The organism is Anaerococcus senegalensis JC48 (assembly GCF_000321005.1).
Taxonomy (GTDB): domain Bacteria; phylum Bacillota; class Clostridia; order Tissierellales; family Peptoniphilaceae; genus Anaerococcus; species Anaerococcus senegalensis.
Genome location: NZ_HE578908.1, coordinates 186180 through 206853, shown reverse-complemented (window position 1 = coordinate 206853; position 20674 = coordinate 186180). Strand labels below are relative to the sequence as shown.

19 protein-coding genes, 1 pseudogene and 1 other annotated feature are annotated in these 20674 nt (G+C 29.6%); of the genes and pseudogenes, 15 read left to right on the top strand and 5 right to left on the bottom strand.

All coding sequences use genetic code 11. The features are described from left to right. The first annotated feature begins 4 nt into the window (after positions 1–4). The 3 genes from ASHG_RS07595 to ASHG_RS07590 all read left to right on the top strand — a co-directional run bounded on the left by ASHG_RS07595 (position 5) and on the right by ASHG_RS07590 (position 1256). Positions 5–703 (top strand): aldose epimerase family protein, encoded by a 699-nt coding sequence (locus tag ASHG_RS07595; protein WP_040398683.1) that lies wholly within the window; start codon positions 5–7, stop codon positions 701–703. 133 nt (positions 704–836) lie between these two features. After that, positions 837–1010 carry a hypothetical protein gene (locus ASHG_RS09160; protein ID WP_167320528.1) on the top strand — a complete coding sequence of 58 codons (174 nt, stop codon included), beginning with the start codon at positions 837–839 and terminating at the stop codon, positions 1008–1010. Between the two features lie 12 nt (positions 1011–1022). Further along, the gene (locus ASHG_RS07590) at positions 1023–1256 is read left to right on the top strand and encodes a hypothetical protein (RefSeq protein WP_040398681.1); all 234 of its coding nucleotides are present in this window, start codon (positions 1023–1025) and stop codon (positions 1254–1256) included. Positions 1257–1296: 40 nt separating this feature from the next. Here the strand turns inward: ASHG_RS07590 and ASHG_RS07585 are convergent, their stop codons facing one another. Together ASHG_RS07585 and ASHG_RS07580 are read right to left on the bottom strand one after the other, a co-directional pair. Further along, on the bottom strand, positions 1297–2112 hold the full coding sequence (locus ASHG_RS07585; protein ID WP_040398679.1) for a Cof-type HAD-IIB family hydrolase: 816 nt from the start codon (positions 2110–2112) through the stop codon (positions 1297–1299). A gap of 135 nt (positions 2113–2247) precedes the next feature. Beyond that, the gene (locus ASHG_RS07580; RefSeq protein WP_040398678.1) at positions 2248–2475 is read right to left on the bottom strand and encodes a glutaredoxin family protein; all 228 of its coding nucleotides are present in this window, start codon (positions 2473–2475) and stop codon (positions 2248–2250) included. An 81-nt stretch (positions 2476–2556) separates the two neighbouring features. Here ASHG_RS07580 and srtB point away from each other — a divergent pair, with 81 nt between their 5' ends. The 8 genes and pseudogenes from srtB (at position 2557) to nifJ (ending at position 12565) form a co-directional block, all read left to right on the top strand. Then, the gene (srtB, locus tag ASHG_RS07575; protein WP_040398677.1) at positions 2557–3324 is read left to right on the top strand and encodes a class B sortase; all 768 of its coding nucleotides are present in this window, start codon (positions 2557–2559) and stop codon (positions 3322–3324) included. An 8-nt stretch (positions 3325–3332) separates the two neighbouring features. Then, positions 3333–4239: pseudogene (locus tag ASHG_RS07570) on the top strand (DNA-3-methyladenine glycosylase family protein). An 84-nt stretch (positions 4240–4323) separates the two neighbouring features. Next, the gene (locus tag ASHG_RS07565; RefSeq protein WP_040398717.1) at positions 4324–4605 is read left to right on the top strand and encodes a co-chaperone GroES; all 282 of its coding nucleotides are present in this window, start codon (positions 4324–4326) and stop codon (positions 4603–4605) included. A gap of 9 nt (positions 4606–4614) precedes the next feature. Then, entirely contained in the window at positions 4615–6231 is a 1617-nt protein-coding gene (groL, locus tag ASHG_RS07560) for a chaperonin GroEL (protein WP_040398676.1), read from the top strand. Between the two features lie 130 nt (positions 6232–6361). Then, complete coding sequence (locus ASHG_RS07555; RefSeq protein WP_244264283.1) at positions 6362–6754, top strand: hypothetical protein; 393 nt, start codon at positions 6362–6364, stop codon at positions 6752–6754. Positions 6755–6899: 145 nt separating this feature from the next. After that, positions 6900–7397, top strand: coding sequence for an ATP-binding cassette domain-containing protein (locus ASHG_RS07550; protein ID WP_316244691.1), 498 nt, complete (start codon positions 6900–6902; stop codon positions 7395–7397). Between the two features lie 304 nt (positions 7398–7701). Beyond that, positions 7702–8925 carry a dicarboxylate/amino acid:cation symporter gene (locus ASHG_RS07545; RefSeq protein WP_040398673.1) on the top strand — a complete coding sequence of 408 codons (1224 nt, stop codon included), beginning with the start codon at positions 7702–7704 and terminating at the stop codon, positions 8923–8925. 106 nt (positions 8926–9031) lie between these two features. Beyond that, positions 9032–12565, top strand: a complete 3534-nt coding sequence (nifJ, locus tag ASHG_RS07540; RefSeq protein ID WP_040398672.1) for a pyruvate:ferredoxin (flavodoxin) oxidoreductase — start codon at positions 9032–9034, stop codon at positions 12563–12565. A 492-nt stretch (positions 12566–13057) separates the two neighbouring features. Here nifJ and ASHG_RS09070 read toward each other — a convergent pair whose 3' ends face one another. The 3 genes from ASHG_RS09070 to ASHG_RS07530 are packed head-to-tail and all read right to left on the bottom strand — an operon-like array spanning position 13058 to position 15068. Beyond that, complete coding sequence (locus ASHG_RS09070) at positions 13058–13219, bottom strand: hypothetical protein (RefSeq protein ID WP_156981413.1); 162 nt, start codon at positions 13217–13219, stop codon at positions 13058–13060. A gap of 14 nt (positions 13220–13233) precedes the next feature. Beyond that, positions 13234–14361 (bottom strand): hypothetical protein, encoded by a 1128-nt coding sequence (locus tag ASHG_RS07535; RefSeq protein WP_040398670.1) that lies wholly within the window; start codon positions 14359–14361, stop codon positions 13234–13236. Further along, positions 14358–15068, bottom strand: a complete 711-nt coding sequence (locus tag ASHG_RS07530; RefSeq protein ID WP_040398669.1) for an ATP-binding cassette domain-containing protein — start codon at positions 15066–15068, stop codon at positions 14358–14360. The genes ASHG_RS07535 and ASHG_RS07530 overlap by 4 nt, the downstream gene beginning before the upstream one ends. Positions 15069–15413: 345 nt before the next feature. Here ASHG_RS07530 and glmS point away from each other — a divergent pair, with 345 nt between their 5' ends. From glmS to ASHG_RS07510, 4 genes are all read left to right on the top strand, one after another. Next, entirely contained in the window at positions 15414–17234 is a 1821-nt protein-coding gene (glmS, locus tag ASHG_RS07525; RefSeq protein ID WP_040398668.1) for a glutamine--fructose-6-phosphate transaminase (isomerizing), read from the top strand. Between the two features lie 255 nt (positions 17235–17489). Further along, positions 17490–17712, top strand: a binding site (T-box leader). 61 nt (positions 17713–17773) lie between these two features. Further along, positions 17774–18994, top strand: coding sequence for an amidohydrolase (locus ASHG_RS07520; protein WP_244264282.1), 1221 nt, complete (start codon positions 17774–17776; stop codon positions 18992–18994). Further along, entirely contained in the window at positions 18987–20015 is a 1029-nt protein-coding gene (locus ASHG_RS07515) for a methionine ABC transporter ATP-binding protein (protein WP_040398667.1), read from the top strand. Before ASHG_RS07520 ends, ASHG_RS07515 begins: the two co-directional genes overlap by 8 nt. Continuing rightward, positions 20002–20667, top strand: a complete 666-nt coding sequence (locus ASHG_RS07510; RefSeq protein WP_040398666.1) for a methionine ABC transporter permease — start codon at positions 20002–20004, stop codon at positions 20665–20667. Before ASHG_RS07515 ends, ASHG_RS07510 begins: the two co-directional genes overlap by 14 nt. The last annotated feature ends 7 nt before the right edge of the window (positions 20668–20674 follow it).

The following is a 20674-nucleotide window of genomic DNA, read 5'->3' as shown; positions in this document are numbered from 1 at the left end:
AGATATGAAAATAAAATTAAAAGAAAAAAATCTAGAAATGACAGTAAATTCCTATGGAGCCTACATAGAAAAATTTACTAAAAATAATAAGGCTATTTTTTTTCCGAAACTAATGTTAAAAATAAAAGATGATTTAAAAACAAGGGGAGGAATGCACCCTTGTCTTCCAAATTTTGGAAAAAGTGAGATAAAAAATCTTGATCAACATGGTTTTGGAAGAGTCTCTTTTTGGGATATAGAAGAAAAAGGTGATAATTTCATTAATCTAAAACTCGAAGGAAAAGAAGAATATAAAAATTCTTTTTATAAAATAAGATATGAATTAAAAGATTCTAATCTTTTTGTTTACCTTGAAATAATAAATAAATCGAATAAAGATTTAGAAATTGCACCTGGTTTTCACCCTTATTTTTATATAGACAAAAATTTTAAGATTGAAGATGTAAATCTTGAAAATATAAAATTAGAAGACACATATTTTCTAAAAGAAAAGAAGGCAAATATTAAGGGGAAATATTTTGATATTTTAGTAGAAAATGAAAAATTTAATGAATTTGCTATATGGACCGATTTTCATGGGGAATATTTATGTCTAGAACCATGTTTAAATGGTCCAAGTTTTACTAAAAAAATCAATGATCCTTATATTTTAAAAAGTGGTGAAAAATTTAAAGAAAAAATAAAAATATCTATAGAAGACTAGCTTTAGCTAGTTTTTATTTAATAGAAACTTAAATTAATATATGGAAAATAAAATACGAAAATATTGAATATATTAAAATAAAACTTGAAATATTTAAAAATGTAGTATAATAATATTAAAGCAGGAGGAAATTATGAATGATCAAAGTAGAAATGTTCTAAGAGTTTTGTTGTTGGCACTTGTTGCTGTGATTGTATTAAAACTTTTAGGTCTTGCAATTAATATTATAGTATCAATAGTTATACCTGTACTTCTTATATATTTCCTATACAAAGTTTTAATTAAGAAGGAAGATATTTTTAAATAAAAGGTGATAGAAATGGATAATAAAAATAAAATTATTAAAATAATACTAACAGTTTTAGGAGTGATTATATCTTTGAAAGTATTAAAGTTTATTTTTTCAATGGCTTTTGCACTTTTAATTCCGATTTTAATAGGTGGTGGCCTTATAATTATTCCTATCCTATTTTTGTTAGTTCCAATGGCTATACTTGGAGCTATTATATATTCAATATATAAATTTTTTGTAAAAGAAAAATCAGTATGGTAAAAAATATACCCCAAAGTCTTTATAGATTTTGGGGTATTTTCTATTGGTTTAAAACAAATTTTTCTATAGCTTCACCAACAGCTCCTTGGTCATTAGTGGCTTTTGTTGTATATTTTGATACATCTTTTAATAGAAGGTGGGCGTTTTGAACTGCAGCAGAAAATCCTGCTTCTTCTAACATTTCTTTGTCATTATAATTATCGCCAATAGTTAGGACATTTTTCATTCCAATTCCGTAATGATCACACAACTTTTCAAGAGCTTTTGCCTTGTTTACATTTTTTTTATTTATTTCCATAAATGTATCAGATGAATAAGAAATAGCAACATCCCAGTCGCAAATTCTTGCTATATCCTCTTCTAAGCTCATTAGATAATTTAGATTAGAATTTTTTATTATGACTTTTATAATAATTTCTTTATCAAGATTTTTGATATCTTCTGCATTTTGGACAAATTTATATATATTTTGGTCATAATTTCCATTAACCTCATTACCATTTGCAAATACATAGCAATGTTTATCGGTATAAATTTCAAAATGAACGCCTATTTCTTTACAATAATTTGAAACTTCTATTGCTTTTTTATAATGAATTGGAGAAGAATCTACAACCTCTTTTGTAAGATTGTCTATTATAATTCCACCGTTACAAAGAATTGAAAATCTATCTTCTTTTACATTTCCTATTTGTTCTAAAATATCAAAAAGTTGGTAAGGTCCACGTCCGGTTGCTGTGGTAATTATTATTCCCATATCCTGGGCTTTTTTAATAGCGGCTAAATTTCTTGGATGAATAGTTTTATCAGTTGATAAAAGTGTCTCATCACAATCTGTTGCAATTAATTTAATCATAAACTCTCCTTTTTTAATTTATACCCAAAGTGTCTTATAATTTTTTCATAAAAAAATTTTCTTATAAATAAAATAATGTAATATTTTTATTAAAAATAAAAGCGTGCATTAAAAATACACGCTTAAAAATAATAATTATTTTCCTAAAAAATCAATTATATCATTTGATTCATACAAATACTTTCCATCATGGAAAAGGCAAGGCACTTGTCTTTTACCACCTTTTTGAATTAATTCCATCATAGCATCTCTATCTTCATTTATATTTACAATATCAATTTTTATATCATTTTCTTCTAAAAAATTTTCTACTTTCCTACAGTGAGGACAAGCAGTTCCTACAAATAATTTGTAATCTGACATATATTCTCCTTAAATTAAATTTCATAAATTTTTCATTTTATATTATTATACTAATAGAAAGGAAGATTTAAAGGTGATACTATGAAAGATAAATTATTAAAAATAATTAGAATTATTCTTGTAATCATAATAATAGTTTGCTTGGGTATTTTGGGTAAAAGAGGATATGACTATTACCAAAATTACAAAAATAATAAACATATAGAATCAGTAATGCAAGAAGTTCAGGAAACAAAAGACAATTCAAATGACGTAAAAGTTGAAACTTTTGAAGATAAAGAGAATAAATACATGGAAATTTTGAAAAAATTTCAAAAAGAAAATCCTGATGTAATAGCTTTTATTCAAATTCCAAAAACAAATATAGCTTATCCTATTTTACAAGCAAAGGATAATGATTATTATTTGAGAAGATCTTTGGACTTAAAATACGATATAGCAGGGTCTATTTTCATGGATTATATGAATGATAAAAAAATGAATGATGATAATTCTGTAATTTATGGCCACTATATTCAAGGAATGACATCAATGTTTACAGCATTAAAAGAATTTAGAGACCAAGAATTTGCACAAAAAAATAGAAATTTTTATATTGTAACAGAAGATGGACTAAGGGAATATAGGATTTTTTCCGTTTATGCAACTCCTGCAAATTATGATTATAGAACATTAAATTTTGAAGATAAGGGACAAAAACTTTCCTATTTGGAAAAATTAAAAGAAAAAAGTGATGTAAGTCTAGAAAATCGTAATTTTAAACAAGATGATACAATAGTAACCCTATCAACTTGCCAATATGATTATGAAGATGAAAGATTAGCAGTACACGCCCTAAGAGTGAGATAAGGATTAAAATGAATAGATATATAGAAGAAAATAAAAATAAATTAAATTTAACAAATGAGAAAGGTCAATTGATTTTTTATCATGAATCTTTTGATCCAAAAGATATTTTTACTTGCGGTCAATGTTTTAATTTTTTTGAGGAAGAAGATGGCTCATTTACTGCAGTTTTTTTTGGGAAAAATTATAAATCTCAAAAAAGAAGGAGAAAAAATAATAATAGATAATATTACAGAAGAAGAATTTTATGAAATTTTTTACGATTATTTTGATCTTGGAGTAAATTATGAAGATATAAAAGAAAAAATTTCTGTAGATAAAACTTTAAAAGAAGCAACAGAGTATGGGAAGGGAATCAGAATATTAAATCAAGAATTTTTTGAAACCCTAATTTCATTTATAATTTCAGCCAACAACCAAATCCCAAGAATAAAAAAAGCTGTAAGAATAATATCTGAAATGTATGGGGATTATATTGGAGAATATAAAGGAAGAAAATATTATTCCTTCCCAAGTCCTGAAAAATTATCCAAGGCAAGACCAGAAGATTTAAGAGAAAAAGCAAGAGTTGGTTTTCGTGATAAAAGAATTGTTGAAACTGCAAAAATAATCAATGAAGGATTTTTTGATTTTGAAAAAGATATAAAAATGCCAACAGAAAACTTGCGAAAAAAACTCCAAGAGCTTCCTGGAGTGGGGCCAAAAGTTGCAGATTGTATTTTGCTTTTTGCCTTTCATAAAAGAGAGACCTTCCCGGTTGATGTTTGGATAAAAAGAGTTATGGAATTTTTATTTATAAAAAAAGAAGTTCCAAAAAAAGAAATTTCAGATTATGCTGACAAATATTTTGGAGAAAATGCAGGATATGTTCAACAATATTTATTCTATTATGGAAGAGAAAACTCAATAGGTAAATAAAACTTGCAATATTAAAAATAGCTTGTATATTTATATTAGATGTTAGCAGTCAAAGTTGATGAGTGCTAAAAGGAGGAAATGAAAATGAATTTAAAACCAATCGGTGAAAGAGTAGTTATAAAAAAATTAGAAGCAGAAAAGAAAACTCAATCTGGCATAGTTTTACCAGAATCTGCCCAAGAAAAACCACAATATGCAGAAGTTGTTGCAATTAGTAGTGATATTTTAAACGATAACGACAAAAAAGATTCTTTAAAAGAAGGAGACAAGGTTATTTATTCCCAATATGCAGGAACTGATGTAAAAATTGACGGCGAAAATTACGTAGTATTAGCGTACAAAGATATACTAGCAGTAGTAGAATAGGAGAAAATTATGGCAAAAGATATAGAATACGGCAAAAGTGCAAGAGATGGTCTTGAAAGAGGAATTGATAAATTAGCAAATGCTGTAAAAGTTACTCTTGGACCAAAAGGAAGAAATGTAGTTTTAGATAAATCTTACGGTGCACCAACAATTACAAATGATGGTGTAACAATTGCCCAAGAAATCGAACTTGAAGATAGGTTTGAAAATATGGGAGCTCAACTTGTAAAAGAAGTTGCTACAAAAACAAATGATGTAGCAGGAGACGGAACAACAACAGCAACAGTTCTTGCCCAAGCAATTATAAAAGAAGGACTTAAAAATTTAGCTGCAGGAGCAAATCCAGTAGTTTTAAATAAGGGATTAAAAAAGGCAAGTAATGAAGTTGTTTCTTACATCAAAGAATCTTCAAAAGAAGTAGAAGATAAAAAAGCAATTGAGCAAGTAGGAACAATCTCATCAGCAGATCCTGAAATTGGTAAATTTATTGCAGATGCTATGGAAAAAGTAGGAAATGATGGAGTAATCACAGTAGAAGAATCCAAAACAACAGACACCTACCTTGATGTAGTAGAAGGAATGCAATTTGACAAGGGATATTTGTCCCCATATATGGCAACAGATAACGAAAAAATGGTAGCAGATTTAGATGACCCATATATACTTGTAACAGATAAGAAAATCTCAAATATCCAAGAAATTTTACCACTACTAGAAGAAATTGTTCAATCATCAAAACCATTATTAATAATTGCAGATGATGTAGACGGAGAAGCTCTAACAACACTTGTATTAAACAAATTAAGAGGAACCTTCAACGTAGTTGCTGTAAAAGCACCAGGCTATGGTGATAGAAGAAAAGAAATGCTTGAAGATATAGCAATTCTTACAGGTTCAAAAGTGATTTCAGAAGAATTATCAATGGAATTAAAAGAAGCTACAATCGAAGATCTTGGATCAGCTAAAAAAGTAAAAGTTGACAAAGATCACACAGTAATTGTAGAAGGAAAAGGCGATAAAGACGCTTTGACTGAAAGAGTAGAAAAAATTAAAGGTCAAATAGAATTAAGCGACTCAGAATATGATAAAGAAAAATTCCAAGAAAGAGTAGCAAAACTTGCAGGTGGAGTTGCAGTAATTAATGTGGGAGCTGCAACAGAAACAGAAATGCAAGATAAAAAATACAGAATTGAAGATGCCCTATCAGCAACAAGAGCAGCTGTTGAAGAAGGAATAGTTGCAGGTGGTGGAACAGTTTTAATAGAAGCTATCAAAAAAGTTGAAGCTTTAGAAGAAAAATTAGAAAACGATGAAAAAACAGGAGCAAAAATAATAGAAAAAGCTCTTGAAGCACCACTAAGACAAATTGTAGAAAATGCTGGAATGGACGGATCAGTTGTACTTGAAAATGTTAAAAAATCAGACAAAAATACAGGCTACGATGCCTATGATGATGAATATGTAAATATGTTTGAAAAAGGAATAGTAGAACCAACAAAAGTAACAAGATCAGCCCTAGAAAATGCAACATCAATTGCAAGCATGATTCTAACAACAGAGGCAGCAGTGGCAGATATACCAGAAGAAAAACCGGAAATGCCACCACAAATGCCAATGGGATATTAAAAAAACACGAGCCAGGATTTAATCCTGGCTTTTTTACTGGAAAAATTTATATAAAAAGAAGCTATCATGAAGGCAAAAATTTTGGGTAAAATAATAGCAAATATTCTATATCTTAAATAAGAGGAAAGTTATGAAAAGCAAAACAAAATCTTTTACAACTTATTTACTAATAATATTGTTCTTAATTTTTACATCATCAAGTCTTTCTTTAATTGGAATTTTTATGGGAAAAGTTGTAACTTCAATTTCAAATTTGAATATGGTAGAATTTAAATCTAACCTTATAAAATTAGTATTTTTGATTTTGATAAATTTTATTTCATCAAATCTTGCCTTTAGGCTTAACTATAGGATGGGGATGGAAAAATTTATTGGTTTAAAAAATGAACTTTTTAAAAAGGATTTGAAAAATAATAAGGAAATAAATATAGCAAACTACACTACAGATATCGAAAATTTATATGCCAATCGCTTTATGGTAAAAATAAATGCCATAAATCTAGCCTTGACCATAAAAATATAAAAAAGCTCCTAAACAAAAGATAAAATAGGAAGAAAAATTTAGATTTAAAAATTCCTATAAATCTTTCTGCCAAAAATATTTCTTTTTTATATGCCGATAAAAAAATAGTTGATGATTTTAATTTCGTTTTTTCTTATGGAAATAAATATTTAATCAGAGGAGAACCTGGGAAGGGAAAATTAACCTTGGCAAAAATTTTATGTGGAGAATTTCTCCTAATAAGGGAGAAATCTTATTGAATAATGTAGACATAAAAAATTTTGATTTTAGGGACTATATCTTATATGTTGACCAAAAACCTAATATTATAGATGGGGATTTGAAAGATAATATAAATTTCTATAGAAACGAAATGGGTAAAAAAATTGATTTAACTTTGTTTAATATAAATAAAAAATCAAGTGATAAGGTAAGTGATAATGATGGCTTATCTGGAGGCGAGATGATGAGAATAAGCTTATTAAGATCTCTTGTTAAAACTAGACCTATTATGATTTACGATGAACCGACAGCATCACTTGATGACAAAAACCCAAAAGAAGTTTTAGAAAAACTTCTATCACTATACCAAACTGTTATTATAATAACTCATAAAATTGATGAGGAAATGTTGAATAAATTTGATGAAATTATAGAAATTTAGGAAAAGACTTAAAACATTTCAAGCAGGATTTACTAAAATATTTTAGTAAATCCTGCTTTTTTTATAAGTTAAGAAAACAATACCAGTAAAAATCAAAAAGGGAAGAAAAAAACATAAGATAATAGATTTTTATTATCAATTAGGATATTTAATTTAAGGGGTTTAACAAAATATTAACCTGATTAAAATAATTTGAAAATAAAATCTAAAAAAACTATGAAAATGTTGACATGAAAACGTAAAACTGATATTATTTAGGTAATCTTAAGATTACTATAATTCATTTCAAGGAGGAAAAATAGAAATGAAGAAACTAGGTTTATTGCCAAGACTAATTATTGCAATCATTCTAGGTATTCTAATAGGACTTGCAGGTCAAAAAATTGACGTTTTAAAGATTTTAGTTAGAATATTAATTACTTTCAATGGTCTATTTGGCAACTTCTTAGGTTTTGTTATTCCACTAATCATTATGGGATTTGTAATTCCAGGTATAGCAGATCTAGGAGACTCAGCAGGAAAGACACTAGCAATTACAGCAGGTATTGCATATTTGTCAACCGTTATCTTTGGAAGCATTACATACTTTGTGGGTAGTGCAGTTCTTCCTACTTTTATTAAAAAGGGAGCAATTTCATTTGACCCTGATAAAAATGCAGGAAATGTATTAAAGCCAATATTTGAATCCCCAATGGATCCAGTTTTCTCTGTTACAACAGCACTTATTATTTCATTTATACTAGGTGTTGGTATAGCAGCTGCAAAGGCTGACGTACTTAAAAAAGCAGTTCATGAATTTTCTGATATTATTACAAAATTAATATCAGCAGTAGTAATTCCATTATTGCCATTCCACATTTGTGGTATTTTTGCAAACATGGCTTACCAAGGAACTGTAGCAGTAGTATTATCAGTATTTGCTAGAGTATTTATCATGGTATTGATTCTTCACTGGCTAACAATAACTGCACAATTTACTTTAGCAAGTTCAATGTCAGGCGGAAACCCATTCTCAAAAATTAAGAAAATGATTCCAGCTTATATGACAGCTGTAGGAACTCAATCATCTGCAGCAACAATTCCAGTTACACTTAACCAAACTTATAAATTAGGTGTAAACAAAGGTATAGCAGACTTTGTAATTCCTCTTTGTGCAACAATTCACTTATCAGGTTCAACAATCACACTAACATCTTGTTCATTATCAATTCTTATGCTTAATGGATCAGATATAGGATTCCAACACATGTTTCCATTTATCCTCATGCTAGGTGTTACAATGGTAGCAGCACCTGGGGTTCCAGGAGGAGCAGTAATGGCAGCACTTGGTATTCTTCAATCTATGCTTGGATTTACAGAACCTATGACAGCTTTAATCATCGCATTATATGTTGCCCAAGACTCATTTGGTACAGCATGTAACATCACCGGTGATGCTTCTATAGCTTGTATAGTTAATAAAATCTCAGGATTTAAACTAGATCCAGATGCAAACGCTGAGTACATTGATGAACTAGTTAAGCAATAAAAAGCAATAAAAATAGAACTCTTTTGAGTTCTATTTTTGAGCTTATGATCTTAAGATTAAATTTATGAAAAATCATTAAAAAAATTATTAAAAAGGAGAAATTTTTATGACAATAAACAGAAGAAAAGTTACCATGGATGGTAATACGGCAGCAGCTCACGTATCATATGCTTTTAGTGAAGTATCTGCTATTTATCCAATAACACCATCTTCACCAATGCCAGAATTTATTGATAAATGGGCAGCTAATGAAAGATTAAATCTTTTTGGAAATCCAGTTTCTGTTACAGAAATGCAACATGAAGCAGGAGCAGCAGGAGCAGTTCACGGTTCACTTGCAGCAGGAGCACTTACATCTACATACACAGCAAGTCAAGGACTTTTACTTATGATTCCTGATATGTACAAAATAGCAGGAGAAAGACTCCCAGCAGTTTTTCATGTAGCAGCTCGTTCTTTGTCAACATCTGCAATTAATATGTATGGTGATCATCAAGATGTTATGGCATCAAGAGCAACAGGTTTTGCTATGCTTGCAGAAGGATCTGTTCAAGAAATTATGGACCTATCACCAGTAGCCCACCTTGCAGCTATAAAGGGAAGAGTTCCATTTGTAAACTTCTTTGATGGATTTAGAACAAGCCATGAAATCCAAAAAATTGATGTTTGGGATTATGATCAATTTGAAGATATGGTTGATTGGAAAGCAATTGATGATTTCAAAAATGATTCATTAAATCCACACAGACCAACCATGCGTGGTGTATTTGAAAAAAGTGGATATTTCCAAAGGGCAGAAGCACAAAATAAGGCTTATAATGCAATTCCTGAAATCGTTCTTTCTTATATGGAAAAAGTAAACGAAAAAATAGGAACAAATTATTCTTTATTTAACTATGTTGGTGCTGAGGATGCTACAGATATAATTGTTGCTATGGGATCAGGTACTGATACTATCCAACAAACAGTAGAAGAGTTAAACAAAGATGGAAGAAAAGTAGGACTTGTAAAAGTACATCTTTATAGACCATTTTCAACAAAACACTTACTAGAAAAAATTCCAGAAACAGTTGAAAGGATTGCAGTTTTAGATAGAACAAAAGAAAAAGGATCTGCTGGAGAACCTTTATACTTAGACGTATTGGAAGCATTCTCAGACTCTGATAGAAATCCAAAAATAATTGCAGGAAGATATGGACTTGGACAAAAAGATACAAGACCAGCACATATTAAATCAGTATTTGATAATCTAGCAAAAGATAATCCTAAAAATCACTTTACAGTTGGAATTAATGACGATGTTACTAATACATCCCTTGAAGTTGACGATAGTTTTGTAATTTCTGATGGACAAACAACACGTTGTATATTCTGGGGAAATGGTGGAGACGGAACAGTAGGAGCAAATAAAAATGCTATAAAAATTATAGGCGACAATACAGATATGTTTGCTCAAGGATATTTTGACTATGATGCTAAAAAATCTAATGGTCTAACAATGTCCCACTTGAGATTTTCTCCAAATCCAATCCACGCAGCATACTTTATAGATGAAGCTGATTTTGTGTCATGCTCACCACAAGCTTATGTAAGACAATATGATTTAGTTAAAAACTTAAAAGAAGGCGGAATTTTCTTACTTAATACAATTTGGTCAGAAGAAGAACTTGAAGAACATATACCTAATTATTTATTAAAAGAAATTGCAGATAAAAATATTAAATTCTATACAGTAAATGCTTCAAAAATTGCTCAAGAAGTTGGATTGGGACATAGAACAAACATGGTTATCCAAACAGCTTTCTTTATTCTTTCAGAAGTATTACCAATAGATGATGCTATAAAATATCTAAAAGATTCTATAGAAAAATCTTATGGTATGAAAGGTCAAGATATAGTTGACATGAACAACAAGGCAGTTGATCGTGCAAGTGAAGAATTACAAGAAATAAAAGTTAAAGAAGAATGGAAAAACCTAAAAGATGATAGAGAAGATGAAAATGAAAACGAACCTGACTTTATCAAAAATATGGTTAAACCAATTATAAACTTAAAAGAAGACGACCTACCAGTTTCAACATATCTTCCATACGATGACGGCCAATATATGGCAGGAACTTCTAGATATGAAAAACGTGGTATAGCTTTATTTGTTCCAGAATGGAATATAGATAATTGTATCCAATGTAACCAATGTTCATATATCTGCCCACACGCTACAATTAGACCATTCTTATTAGATGAAGAACAAAAGAAAAAAGCACCAGAAGGATTTGAAACTAAAAAAGCTATAGGCAAGGGACTTGAAGGATACGAATTTAGAATTCAAGTTTCACCATATGATTGTATGGGATGTGGAAACTGTGTTGACGTATGTCCTGCTCCAAAAAAAGCTTTAGCTATGAAACCGATAGATGAACAAATCGAAAAACAAGCAGAAAATTGGGAATATGCTCATGGCGAAGTTGGATATAGAAATGATGAAATAGCTCCAACAAATGTTAAAAATTCACAATTTAGCCAACCATTATTAGAATTTTCAGGCGCATGCGCAGGTTGTGGAGAAACTCCTTATGCTAAATTGATTACTCAATTATATGGTGATCATCAAATTATTTCAAATGCAACAGGATGTTCATCAATTTGGGGATCATCAGTTCCATCAATGCCATATTGTACAAATAAAAACGGAGAAGGTCCAGCTTGGGCATCATCCTTGTTTGAAGATGCAGCAGAATATGGTTATGGTATGCTTCTTGCAACAAAATCAAACAAATTCTTACTAGAAACATTAATGAAAAAATTCTTAGAATTAAAAGTTTCTACACCACTAAACGATGCCTTTAATGAATGGTTAGAAAATAATGATGATTTTGAAGAAAGCAAAAAAGCTGCAATAAAAATTGAATCTTTATTAGCAAATGAAACTGACAATGAGGAAGCTAATAAGATTATTGAAAGAATTAAAAATCTAAAAGATTATTTAGTTAAAAAATCAGTTTGGATCTACGGTGGAGACGGTTGGGCTTATGATATAGGCTTTTCTGGAGTAGACCATGTTCTTGCAAGTGGCGATGACATTAATATAATCGTATTTGATACAGAAGTTTACTCAAATACAGGTGGACAAAGCTCAAAGGCAACTCCTCTTGCAGCTGTAGCAAAATTTGCAGCAAGTGGTAAAAAAGTTAGAAAGAAAGACCTTGGTTTAATGATGACAACTTATGGTTATATTTACGTTGCACAAGTTGCAATGGGAGCAAACCAAGCTCAAACCCTAAAAGCAATAAAAGAAGCAGAATCTTATCATGGACCATCATTAATAATTGCCTATGCTCCATGTATAAACCACGGACTAAAAGCAGGAATGGGTAAAACACAAAGAAGAGAAAAAGAAGCTGTAGCAAGTGGATATTGGCACTTATGGAGATTTAACCCACTTCTTAAAGAAGAAGGTAAGAATCCATTTAGCCTAGATTCAAAAGATCCTACAGAATCTTTCCAAGAATTCTTACAAGGCGAAGTAAGATACGCATCCCTTAAAAAAGCCTTCCCAGAAGATGCAGACAGGTTATATGCAGAAGCTGAAGAAGCTGCTAAGGAAAGATTAGAATCTTATAAAAAAATGGAAAATAAATAGAATATAAATCCTAAAAATAGCATATGAATTACTAAGTGTTTTATAATAGACCAAGATTTCTCTTGGTCTATTTTTTTTACATTTCAATATAAAACTCGTAATTATATCTTTGTATACAAGTTTTTAAGCTTAAGTAATTTAGTATAACTTTTATAATTAGTAACGAATAATTTAGAGAATTAAGCTTTTAGCTAAGATTATTGATTAGTAAATTTAATAAAGCCTAGTGAAAATATAATTTAATAGAAGTTAAAAAATATTAAATAAAGTTTCTAAAATTTTTAGACTTGTTTTATTGGAGTTTTAGCTTTGATGTTTATAGGGGATATAAATAAAGTGGTCAGATAAATATATCAGACTTTAAATTAAATAGAAGTACTTTATAGCAGCATATACCTAAACTATATAATTTTTTAAATCTTAGATAAATTTAATTCAAATCAAAGTTTAAATTAAAAAGCTGCGTTTCAAAATAGAAACACAGCTTACGATTTATTTATTTACTTCTTTGTTGTTATCACTAACAATCTTATATACAAATAAGATACCAAAGATTGCACTTATTACTGTAAAAACCATATCATTTCTTCTAAAGCAGATAATAGCTATTACTGCGCACAAAATTATCATACCAATTCTAAAAATATTTTTCATAATTTTCTCCTTTCCTAAATTATTGCAAGTACTAAAAAACTTATGATAAAAACTATAACTGAAAGTATGTATTTTCTAGGTGACTTCCATACGGCCATATCAGTTTTTTTCTCGCTTATAGTAAAGCTTTTCTCTAAGATATATGAAATACTTATATCAATGATATTTACTATTAGAAAAACTAAAATTAGTTTTATATTTAAATTATTAATATTTAATACAAGCACTAAGCCATTTACAAATAAGAAATATATAATAAGTATAGTAAGATATTGTCTTCTTAGACTTATATATGTATCTGGAAGTGTTTTTTCGTATACTCTTAGTCCCTTTTCTGTTGAAAATATTGATAAAAGAGGTGAGTTTATAGTAGCTACTGCAAAGGCAAGTGCCATGTTTATTGGACTTGGTAAAAGTAGGGAAACTACTACTATAAAGATTATGATAAAAAGTGTATTAATAAGGTAAACTCTTTCTGAGAGTATAAATTTAAGAAAATAATTACCTATATTAAAACCCTTTATTAGACTGTCATTTTTACTGTTTATAAAGCATGAAGAAAAGTAAAATTTATAAATTAAAAACATATATATAAGGCTTAAGCTTGAATAGATAAGTAGTATTTGTAAAGGATTTTCTAAGATTTGATTAAGTGGGTATAAAAAAGCTATTAAGGCAAAACCCAAAATAGTAAAGCATACTTTCTTGATTTTTCCAACATTTGTAGCATTCATAACCAAAGATAGACTACATACTATTATTACATTTACAAATATGAAAATATAAGTTAAATAATCTGCCCCAGATAGGTATAGAAAGATAAAAATAAATAATAGCTTTCTAAAGATAGAATCTATGATTAAAGCCATAAGTAGACTAAAATTTACATTTTTTCTATCATATATTAGGGCATAATAGGGTAGGATTTTATTACTTCCAGTATATGATTTTATGAAAAAATATACTGAAGTCATTAGGGCGAAGGACATAAAAAATAAAAAACTTAGTCCAAGATCGATTTTAAAAATATCAATGTTTCTTTCTAAAAGATAGTCTCCTCCAACATAAAAAAGTACTAAAAATATAATGTATGTACCAATAGTCTTCTTATCTAGCATATCTTTAAGAAATACACGAGTCATGACTTGCTCCTGAAAACTTTCATAATATCTTCCATATCAAGGTCATCTTCTAAGATTTTTTTGTCTGAAAGTATTCCATCCTTAATTAAGACAAGACTGTCGCAAGATTCATTAATACTTTCTAGTATGTGAGTTGACATGAAGATTGAACCGTATTTTTTGTAGCCTCTAATTATTTTGTATAAAAAGGCAGTAGATTCAAAATCAAGCCCATCTACAGGTTCATCTAAAAAAACCAAAGGAAGCTTTAAAGAAAGGGCTGCTATAGTAAAAAACTTCTTCTTGTTACCCATGGATAAATCTTTACAAGCCTTATCATAGTGTTCTTTGAAAGAAAATCCCTCTACCATATAGTCTATAAAATCCTTATCTTCTTTTTTATTATAAGACTTATGTAGAAAGTTTTTGTATTCCTCAAATGTCCAATACCTAAAAGAAGAATCTTCAGAAAAGACTGCTATCCTATTTTCCTTAAAATTCTTATCAGAAAAGGAAGATTCTTTATCAGAAAAAATCATATTTTTCAGGGAAAAATCAGGGTGGATGTTCATTATTGTCTTAATCATAGTAGTCTTTCCAGAACCATTTGCCCCAACTAAGGCAAGATTTTCATTTTCCTTGATTTCAAAACTTACATCTTTTAAGATAAGCTTGTCTTTTTCATACCATGATTTCAATGAATCAATGGATAAAATGTTATTTTTCATAATTATAAACCTCCAAAGCATAGCTTTACTTTATTATCTCAATCAAGTGTAAAATATATGTAAAGAAATATAAAAATTAAGAAAAAATATGTAAATTTTTTATGTAGACTTAGTTAATTATTTTACAAAAACTTTATTTAATCATAATTTTATTATATAATGAATCACGAGGTAAAAACTAATTAGCGCCAGATCCCTTTGGGATGACGAGGAATGGAGTTATCGAAAATTCGGCGGATGCTCCATAGCTTTCACAGGCTTAGTATTTTACAAAAATAAGAAGCAATTCTTATTACAAAGAAAATAAAGTGATACCTCTAAAATTAAATATATAAGGAGGATACTATGTGCGGAATAGTATGTTACAAAGGAAATTTAGAAGCTAGGGATGTAATTGTTGAAGGTCTAGAAAGATTGGAATACAGAGGATATGATTCTGCTGGAATTTCATTAATTGATGAGGGAGTACTTTCTACAGTTAAAAAAAGTGGTAAGGTTAAAGTTTTAAAAGATGAACTTTCTAAAAATCCTATCAAGGGACATTTGGGTATTGGCCATATTAGATGGGCAACTCACGGTGGTCCTTCAGATGTAAATTCACACCCACACCTTTCAAATAATGGGAAAATTGCTGTAGTTCATAATGGAATTATTGAAAATTACAATGAGTTAAAAGAAAATCTTAAAAAAGAAGGATATACTTTTAAATCAGAAACTGATACAGAAGTAATAGCAGTTTTAATTGAAAAATTCTATGAAAATGACTTATTAGATGCAGTAAGAAAAGCTAAGGCTATGCTTAGGGGATCTTATGCACTTGGAATTATTTGCCAAGACGAAGATGATAGACTTATTGTTTTAAGAGAAGAAAGTCCACTTGTTTTGGGACTTACTGATGATGGAATTCTTGCAGCAAGTGATTTACCATCAATTATTAAATACACAAAAGATGTAGTTTATCTTGAAAATGGAGACCTTGTTGATATAAAAGGAAATGATTATACTATCTATGATAGGGAAAATAAGAAAGTAGAAAGAGAAGTTTCTAAGGTTACTTTCTCATTTGAAGATGCTACAAAAGAAGGCTATGACCATTTCATGATTAAAGAAATTAATGAGCAACCAAAGGCTATTGCTGATACTATCAAATACAAGATGACAGATGGTCTTATAGATTTTAAAGAAAATGCCTTTAGCAAAGAAGAACTTGAAGGATTTAATAAAATTTATATGGTAGCTTGTGGTACAGCCTACAATGCAGGTATTGTTGGTTCATATGCCTTTGAAAAGTTTGCAAAAATTCCAGTAATTTGTGATATAGCTAGTGAGTTTAGATATAATGATCCATTTATTGATGATAAAACTTTAATAATTTTACCATCTCAATCAGGAGAAACTGCTGATACTCTTGCAGCATTAAGACTTGCCAGACAAAAGGGAGCAAAGACTCTTGTTTTGACAAATGTAGTAGCATCATCACTTGATAGGGAAGCTGATAAGACAATTTATTGTTATGCAGGTCCAGAAATAGCAGTAGCATCTACTAAGGCTTATACAACACAAATAATTTCATTTTATATGCTAGCCTTAGATTTTGCTAGAAAACTAGAAACAATAAGTGAAGAAGAATACAAAAATATCCTAGAAGAAATCAAGAAAATCCCAGAAAAAGTTAAGGAAATTCTTGATGATATAGAAGATATCAAAAAATATGCCCAAGAGATTAAAAACTCTGAATCAATATTTTACCTAGGTCGTGGCCTAGATTATAAATCTGTAATAGAAGGAGCTTTGAAATTAAAAGAAGTTTCATATATTCACTCAGAAGCTTTTGCAGCTGGAGAATTAAAACATGGTACAATTGCCCTAATTGAAGAGGGAACACCAGTTGTTACAGTTGCAACTCAAGAAAATATTATGGAAAAGACAATTTCAAATGTAAAAGAAGTAATTTCAAGAGGAGCTAATATTTTCTCAATAGCAAGAAGTGATGATCATCTTGAAGATATTTCTCACTACACATATAAATTACCAGAAACAATAGATGCTCTTTATCCGGTATTAGCGGTAGTTCCTCAACAATTATTAGCTTATTACACATCAAATGCAAAAGGTATCGATGTAGATAAACCAAGAAATTTAGCTAAATCAGTAACAGTAGAATAACTTGCACAAAAAATTAAATACAGTATATTATTAGTGAATTTATTTTACCAAAACCATGAAGAAGCCTTAGGGCTTCTTTTTTTTATTTAATTTTTTATAGGTAACTTTTTAAATAAATTAATTTTAATACTTATTGTAGAAAGATTTAAAAATCAAGCTTTTTATTAATAATTTACATTATAAATTTATAAAAATTAAAAAAAGTCTTGACAGAAAATTTAAAAGATAGTATTATCTAATTATCAAAGAGATTTACAAAACCAGATAAAGAGAAGAGTAATCATATGGATTATTGTACAGAGAGCCCTGTTTTGCTGAGAAGGGTGAATAAAAAATGTGATGAAGATGGTCTCAGATGGGATAGGTCGATATTTAGACTTATACGGGAACTCCCGTTATAGAGTTAGGATATAGTAGTATCTGAAGTGGCATTTTTTAGTGCAAAAAAGGTGGTAACGCGGAAAATTTCGTCCTTATTGTAGTTTATCTACAGTAAGGACTTTTATTTTACTTAATTTTAGAAAAGAAAGGTGGAGAATATGGGAAAAAATATAAGTATTGATGAATTAAAATCTTTGATAAATGAAAATTTGGATTTTTCTAAAGATATAAAAAGTTATTTACATGAAAATCCAGAACTTTCAAGCAAGGAATTTGAAACTCGTAAATTTCTTATAGATGAGTGTAAAAAACTTGGCCTAGAAACCCAAGAAGTTAATAATTCAACTGGATTTGTGGCAATTATTGATACAAAAAGAGATGGAAAAATTTTAGGATTAAGAACTGATATTGATGCTCTTCCAATCCTAGAAAATGATAAAAATTTAAAAAGAAAAAAAGAAGTTGTATCGAAAAATTCTGGCGTAATGCATGCCTGCGGTCATGATTTCCATATGGCTCTTGCCTTAACGAGTGCAAAAATTTTAAGTAAGATTAAAGAAAGATTAGATGGAAAGTTTTATTTTATTTTTGAAGAAGGCGAAGAAACAGGTTCAGGAATCGATGCTATGGTTGATCATTTAAAAAACGTAAAATTTGATGCGATTTATGGAAACCATGTTGATACAGAAATTGAAACTGGAAAAATTGCTATTTCTAAAGGGAAAGTTTATGCAGGTTGCGCAGGAGTTGATTTTGATGTAATTGGAAAAGGTGGTCATGGATCAAGACCAGATCTTTTGACTTCTCCTATAAATGCTCTTGTTGCAATTATAAATAATTTAAATCAAACTTGGGCAACAAATCTTGATCCAAATGAAATTGTAACTTTGGGAATAGGATCAATTAATGCAGGTTTTGCTTCAAATGCTATTCCTGACAGGGCAAATTTAAAGGCAACATTAAGATTTTTTAAAGATGAGGTTGGAGAAGATGCCTTGGAAAAATTAAAAAGTGTGGCAGAAAAAACTGCAAATCTTTATGATTGTAAGATTAAATTTAATGATTATACAAGGGTGGTTGCCTATCCGGTGACAAATGATGAAAAACTTGCAGAATTTGCAAGAAAATCCTTAAATGAGATACTTCCTGATGCCTTGGTTGACCAAGAAGTTTCTTATGGGGGAGAGTCATTTTATGGATATGCAAAAAATTGCCCAACAGTTTTTGCAAAAATCGGTATAAAAAATGAAAATGAAGGCTATGGAGCAGGTGCTCATACAGAAAAGTTTGATGTAGATAATGATGGACTTTATTATGGATTATCATCTGCACTTAATTTTTTAATAAATTTTAGTAGGAAAGAGAGTAATAATGATTGAACTTAAAAATATAAGCGTTGACTTTGATGGTTTTAAAGCAGTTGATGGAGTAAATCTTAAAATTGAAAAGGCTGATGCCTTTGGTATTGTAGGATTTTCCGGAGCTGGAAAGTCAACTTTAGTAAGATGTATAAATCTTTTGCAAAAACCAACAAATGGTGAGGTTTTGATAAAGGGTGAAAATCTTTTGACCTTATCTCAAAAAGATTTAAGACAAAGACGTAAAAAAATAGGAATGATCTTCCAACACTTTAACCTTTTAAATAATATTTCTGTAATTGATAATGTAATCTTTCCAATAAGAAAAGATAATATTTCAAAAGAAGAAAAAATTAAAAAGGCAAAAAAACTTTTGGACTTGGTTGGAATAGGCGATAAGTCTGATGCTTTCCCAAGAGAGCTTTCAGGTGGACAAAAACAAAGATGTGCAATTGCAAGAGCCCTTGCATCAGATCCAGAAATTTTACTTTGTGATGAGGCAACAAGTGCCCTTGATCCAAAAACTACCAAGCAAATTTTAAAACTTCTTGGAGAAATTAAGGAAAAAATTGGTCTTACCATTGTAATTATCACCCACCAAATGGAGGTTGTAAAAGATCTTTGCAATAAGGTTGCTGTAATGCAAGATGGAAAAGTTATAGAAGAAGGCACAACCCTTGAAATTTTTTCAAATCCAAGACACAAACTTACAAAAGATTTTGTAGAAACTTCAACAAATGTAAACCAAACTCTTGAGGAAGTTAAAAACAATCTGGGAGTTTTGAAAAAAGGTGAATTTTTGGTAAAACTTTCCTATGTTGGAGAAGCAACAACAGAACCTGTTATAAATGAAATTTATGAGAAATTTAAGGTTAAGACCAATGTTTTAGCAGGAAATATTGAATTTATTACAAATGTTCCAGTTGGAAATCTTATAGTAACCTTCAAAGACGAAGGAGAAAATATTGACAAGGCTATTGAATATTTAATAGCTGGTGGAACTAATGTACAAATTTTAGGAGATAGTAATGGAATACTTTAATTATGCACTTTCAATAAAAGATAGAATTTTTGAAGATATAGGCCTTACATTTTATATGCTATTTTTATCAGCTATATTTTCAGGAATTTTTGGACTAATAATAGGAGTTGTATTAGTTGTAACAAATGAAGGCGGAATTTTAGAAAATAAAAAAGTTTATAGCATTTTGGATAAGATAACAAATCTTTTCCGTGCAGTTCCTTTCATAATTTTGCTTGCAGTTATAAGTCCTTTGACAAATTTAATTGTAGGAACGAGAATTGGGCCAACAGCTGCAATCGTGCCTTTAGTTTTTTCTTGTGTGCCATTTTTTGCAAAGCAAGTTGAACAAGCTCTTGCAGAGGTTGATCCGGGAGTAATAGAAGCGGCGGAAGCTATGGGAAATTCTCCCTTTGAAATTATAACAGCAGTTTATTTAAGAGAAGGCTTACCATCACTTGTTAGAGCCTCAGCCATAACTCTAATTTCACTTTTGGGACTAACAGCAATGGCTGGAACAATCGGAGCAGGAGGAATAGGAAATCTTGCAATAGCAGTCGGATACAACAGATACAAAAACGATGTAGTTATTATATCGGTAATAGTTATTTTGATCATTGTCTATGCCATCCAAGGCATAGCCAATTTAATCATAAAAAAAACATCACATTAAAAATATT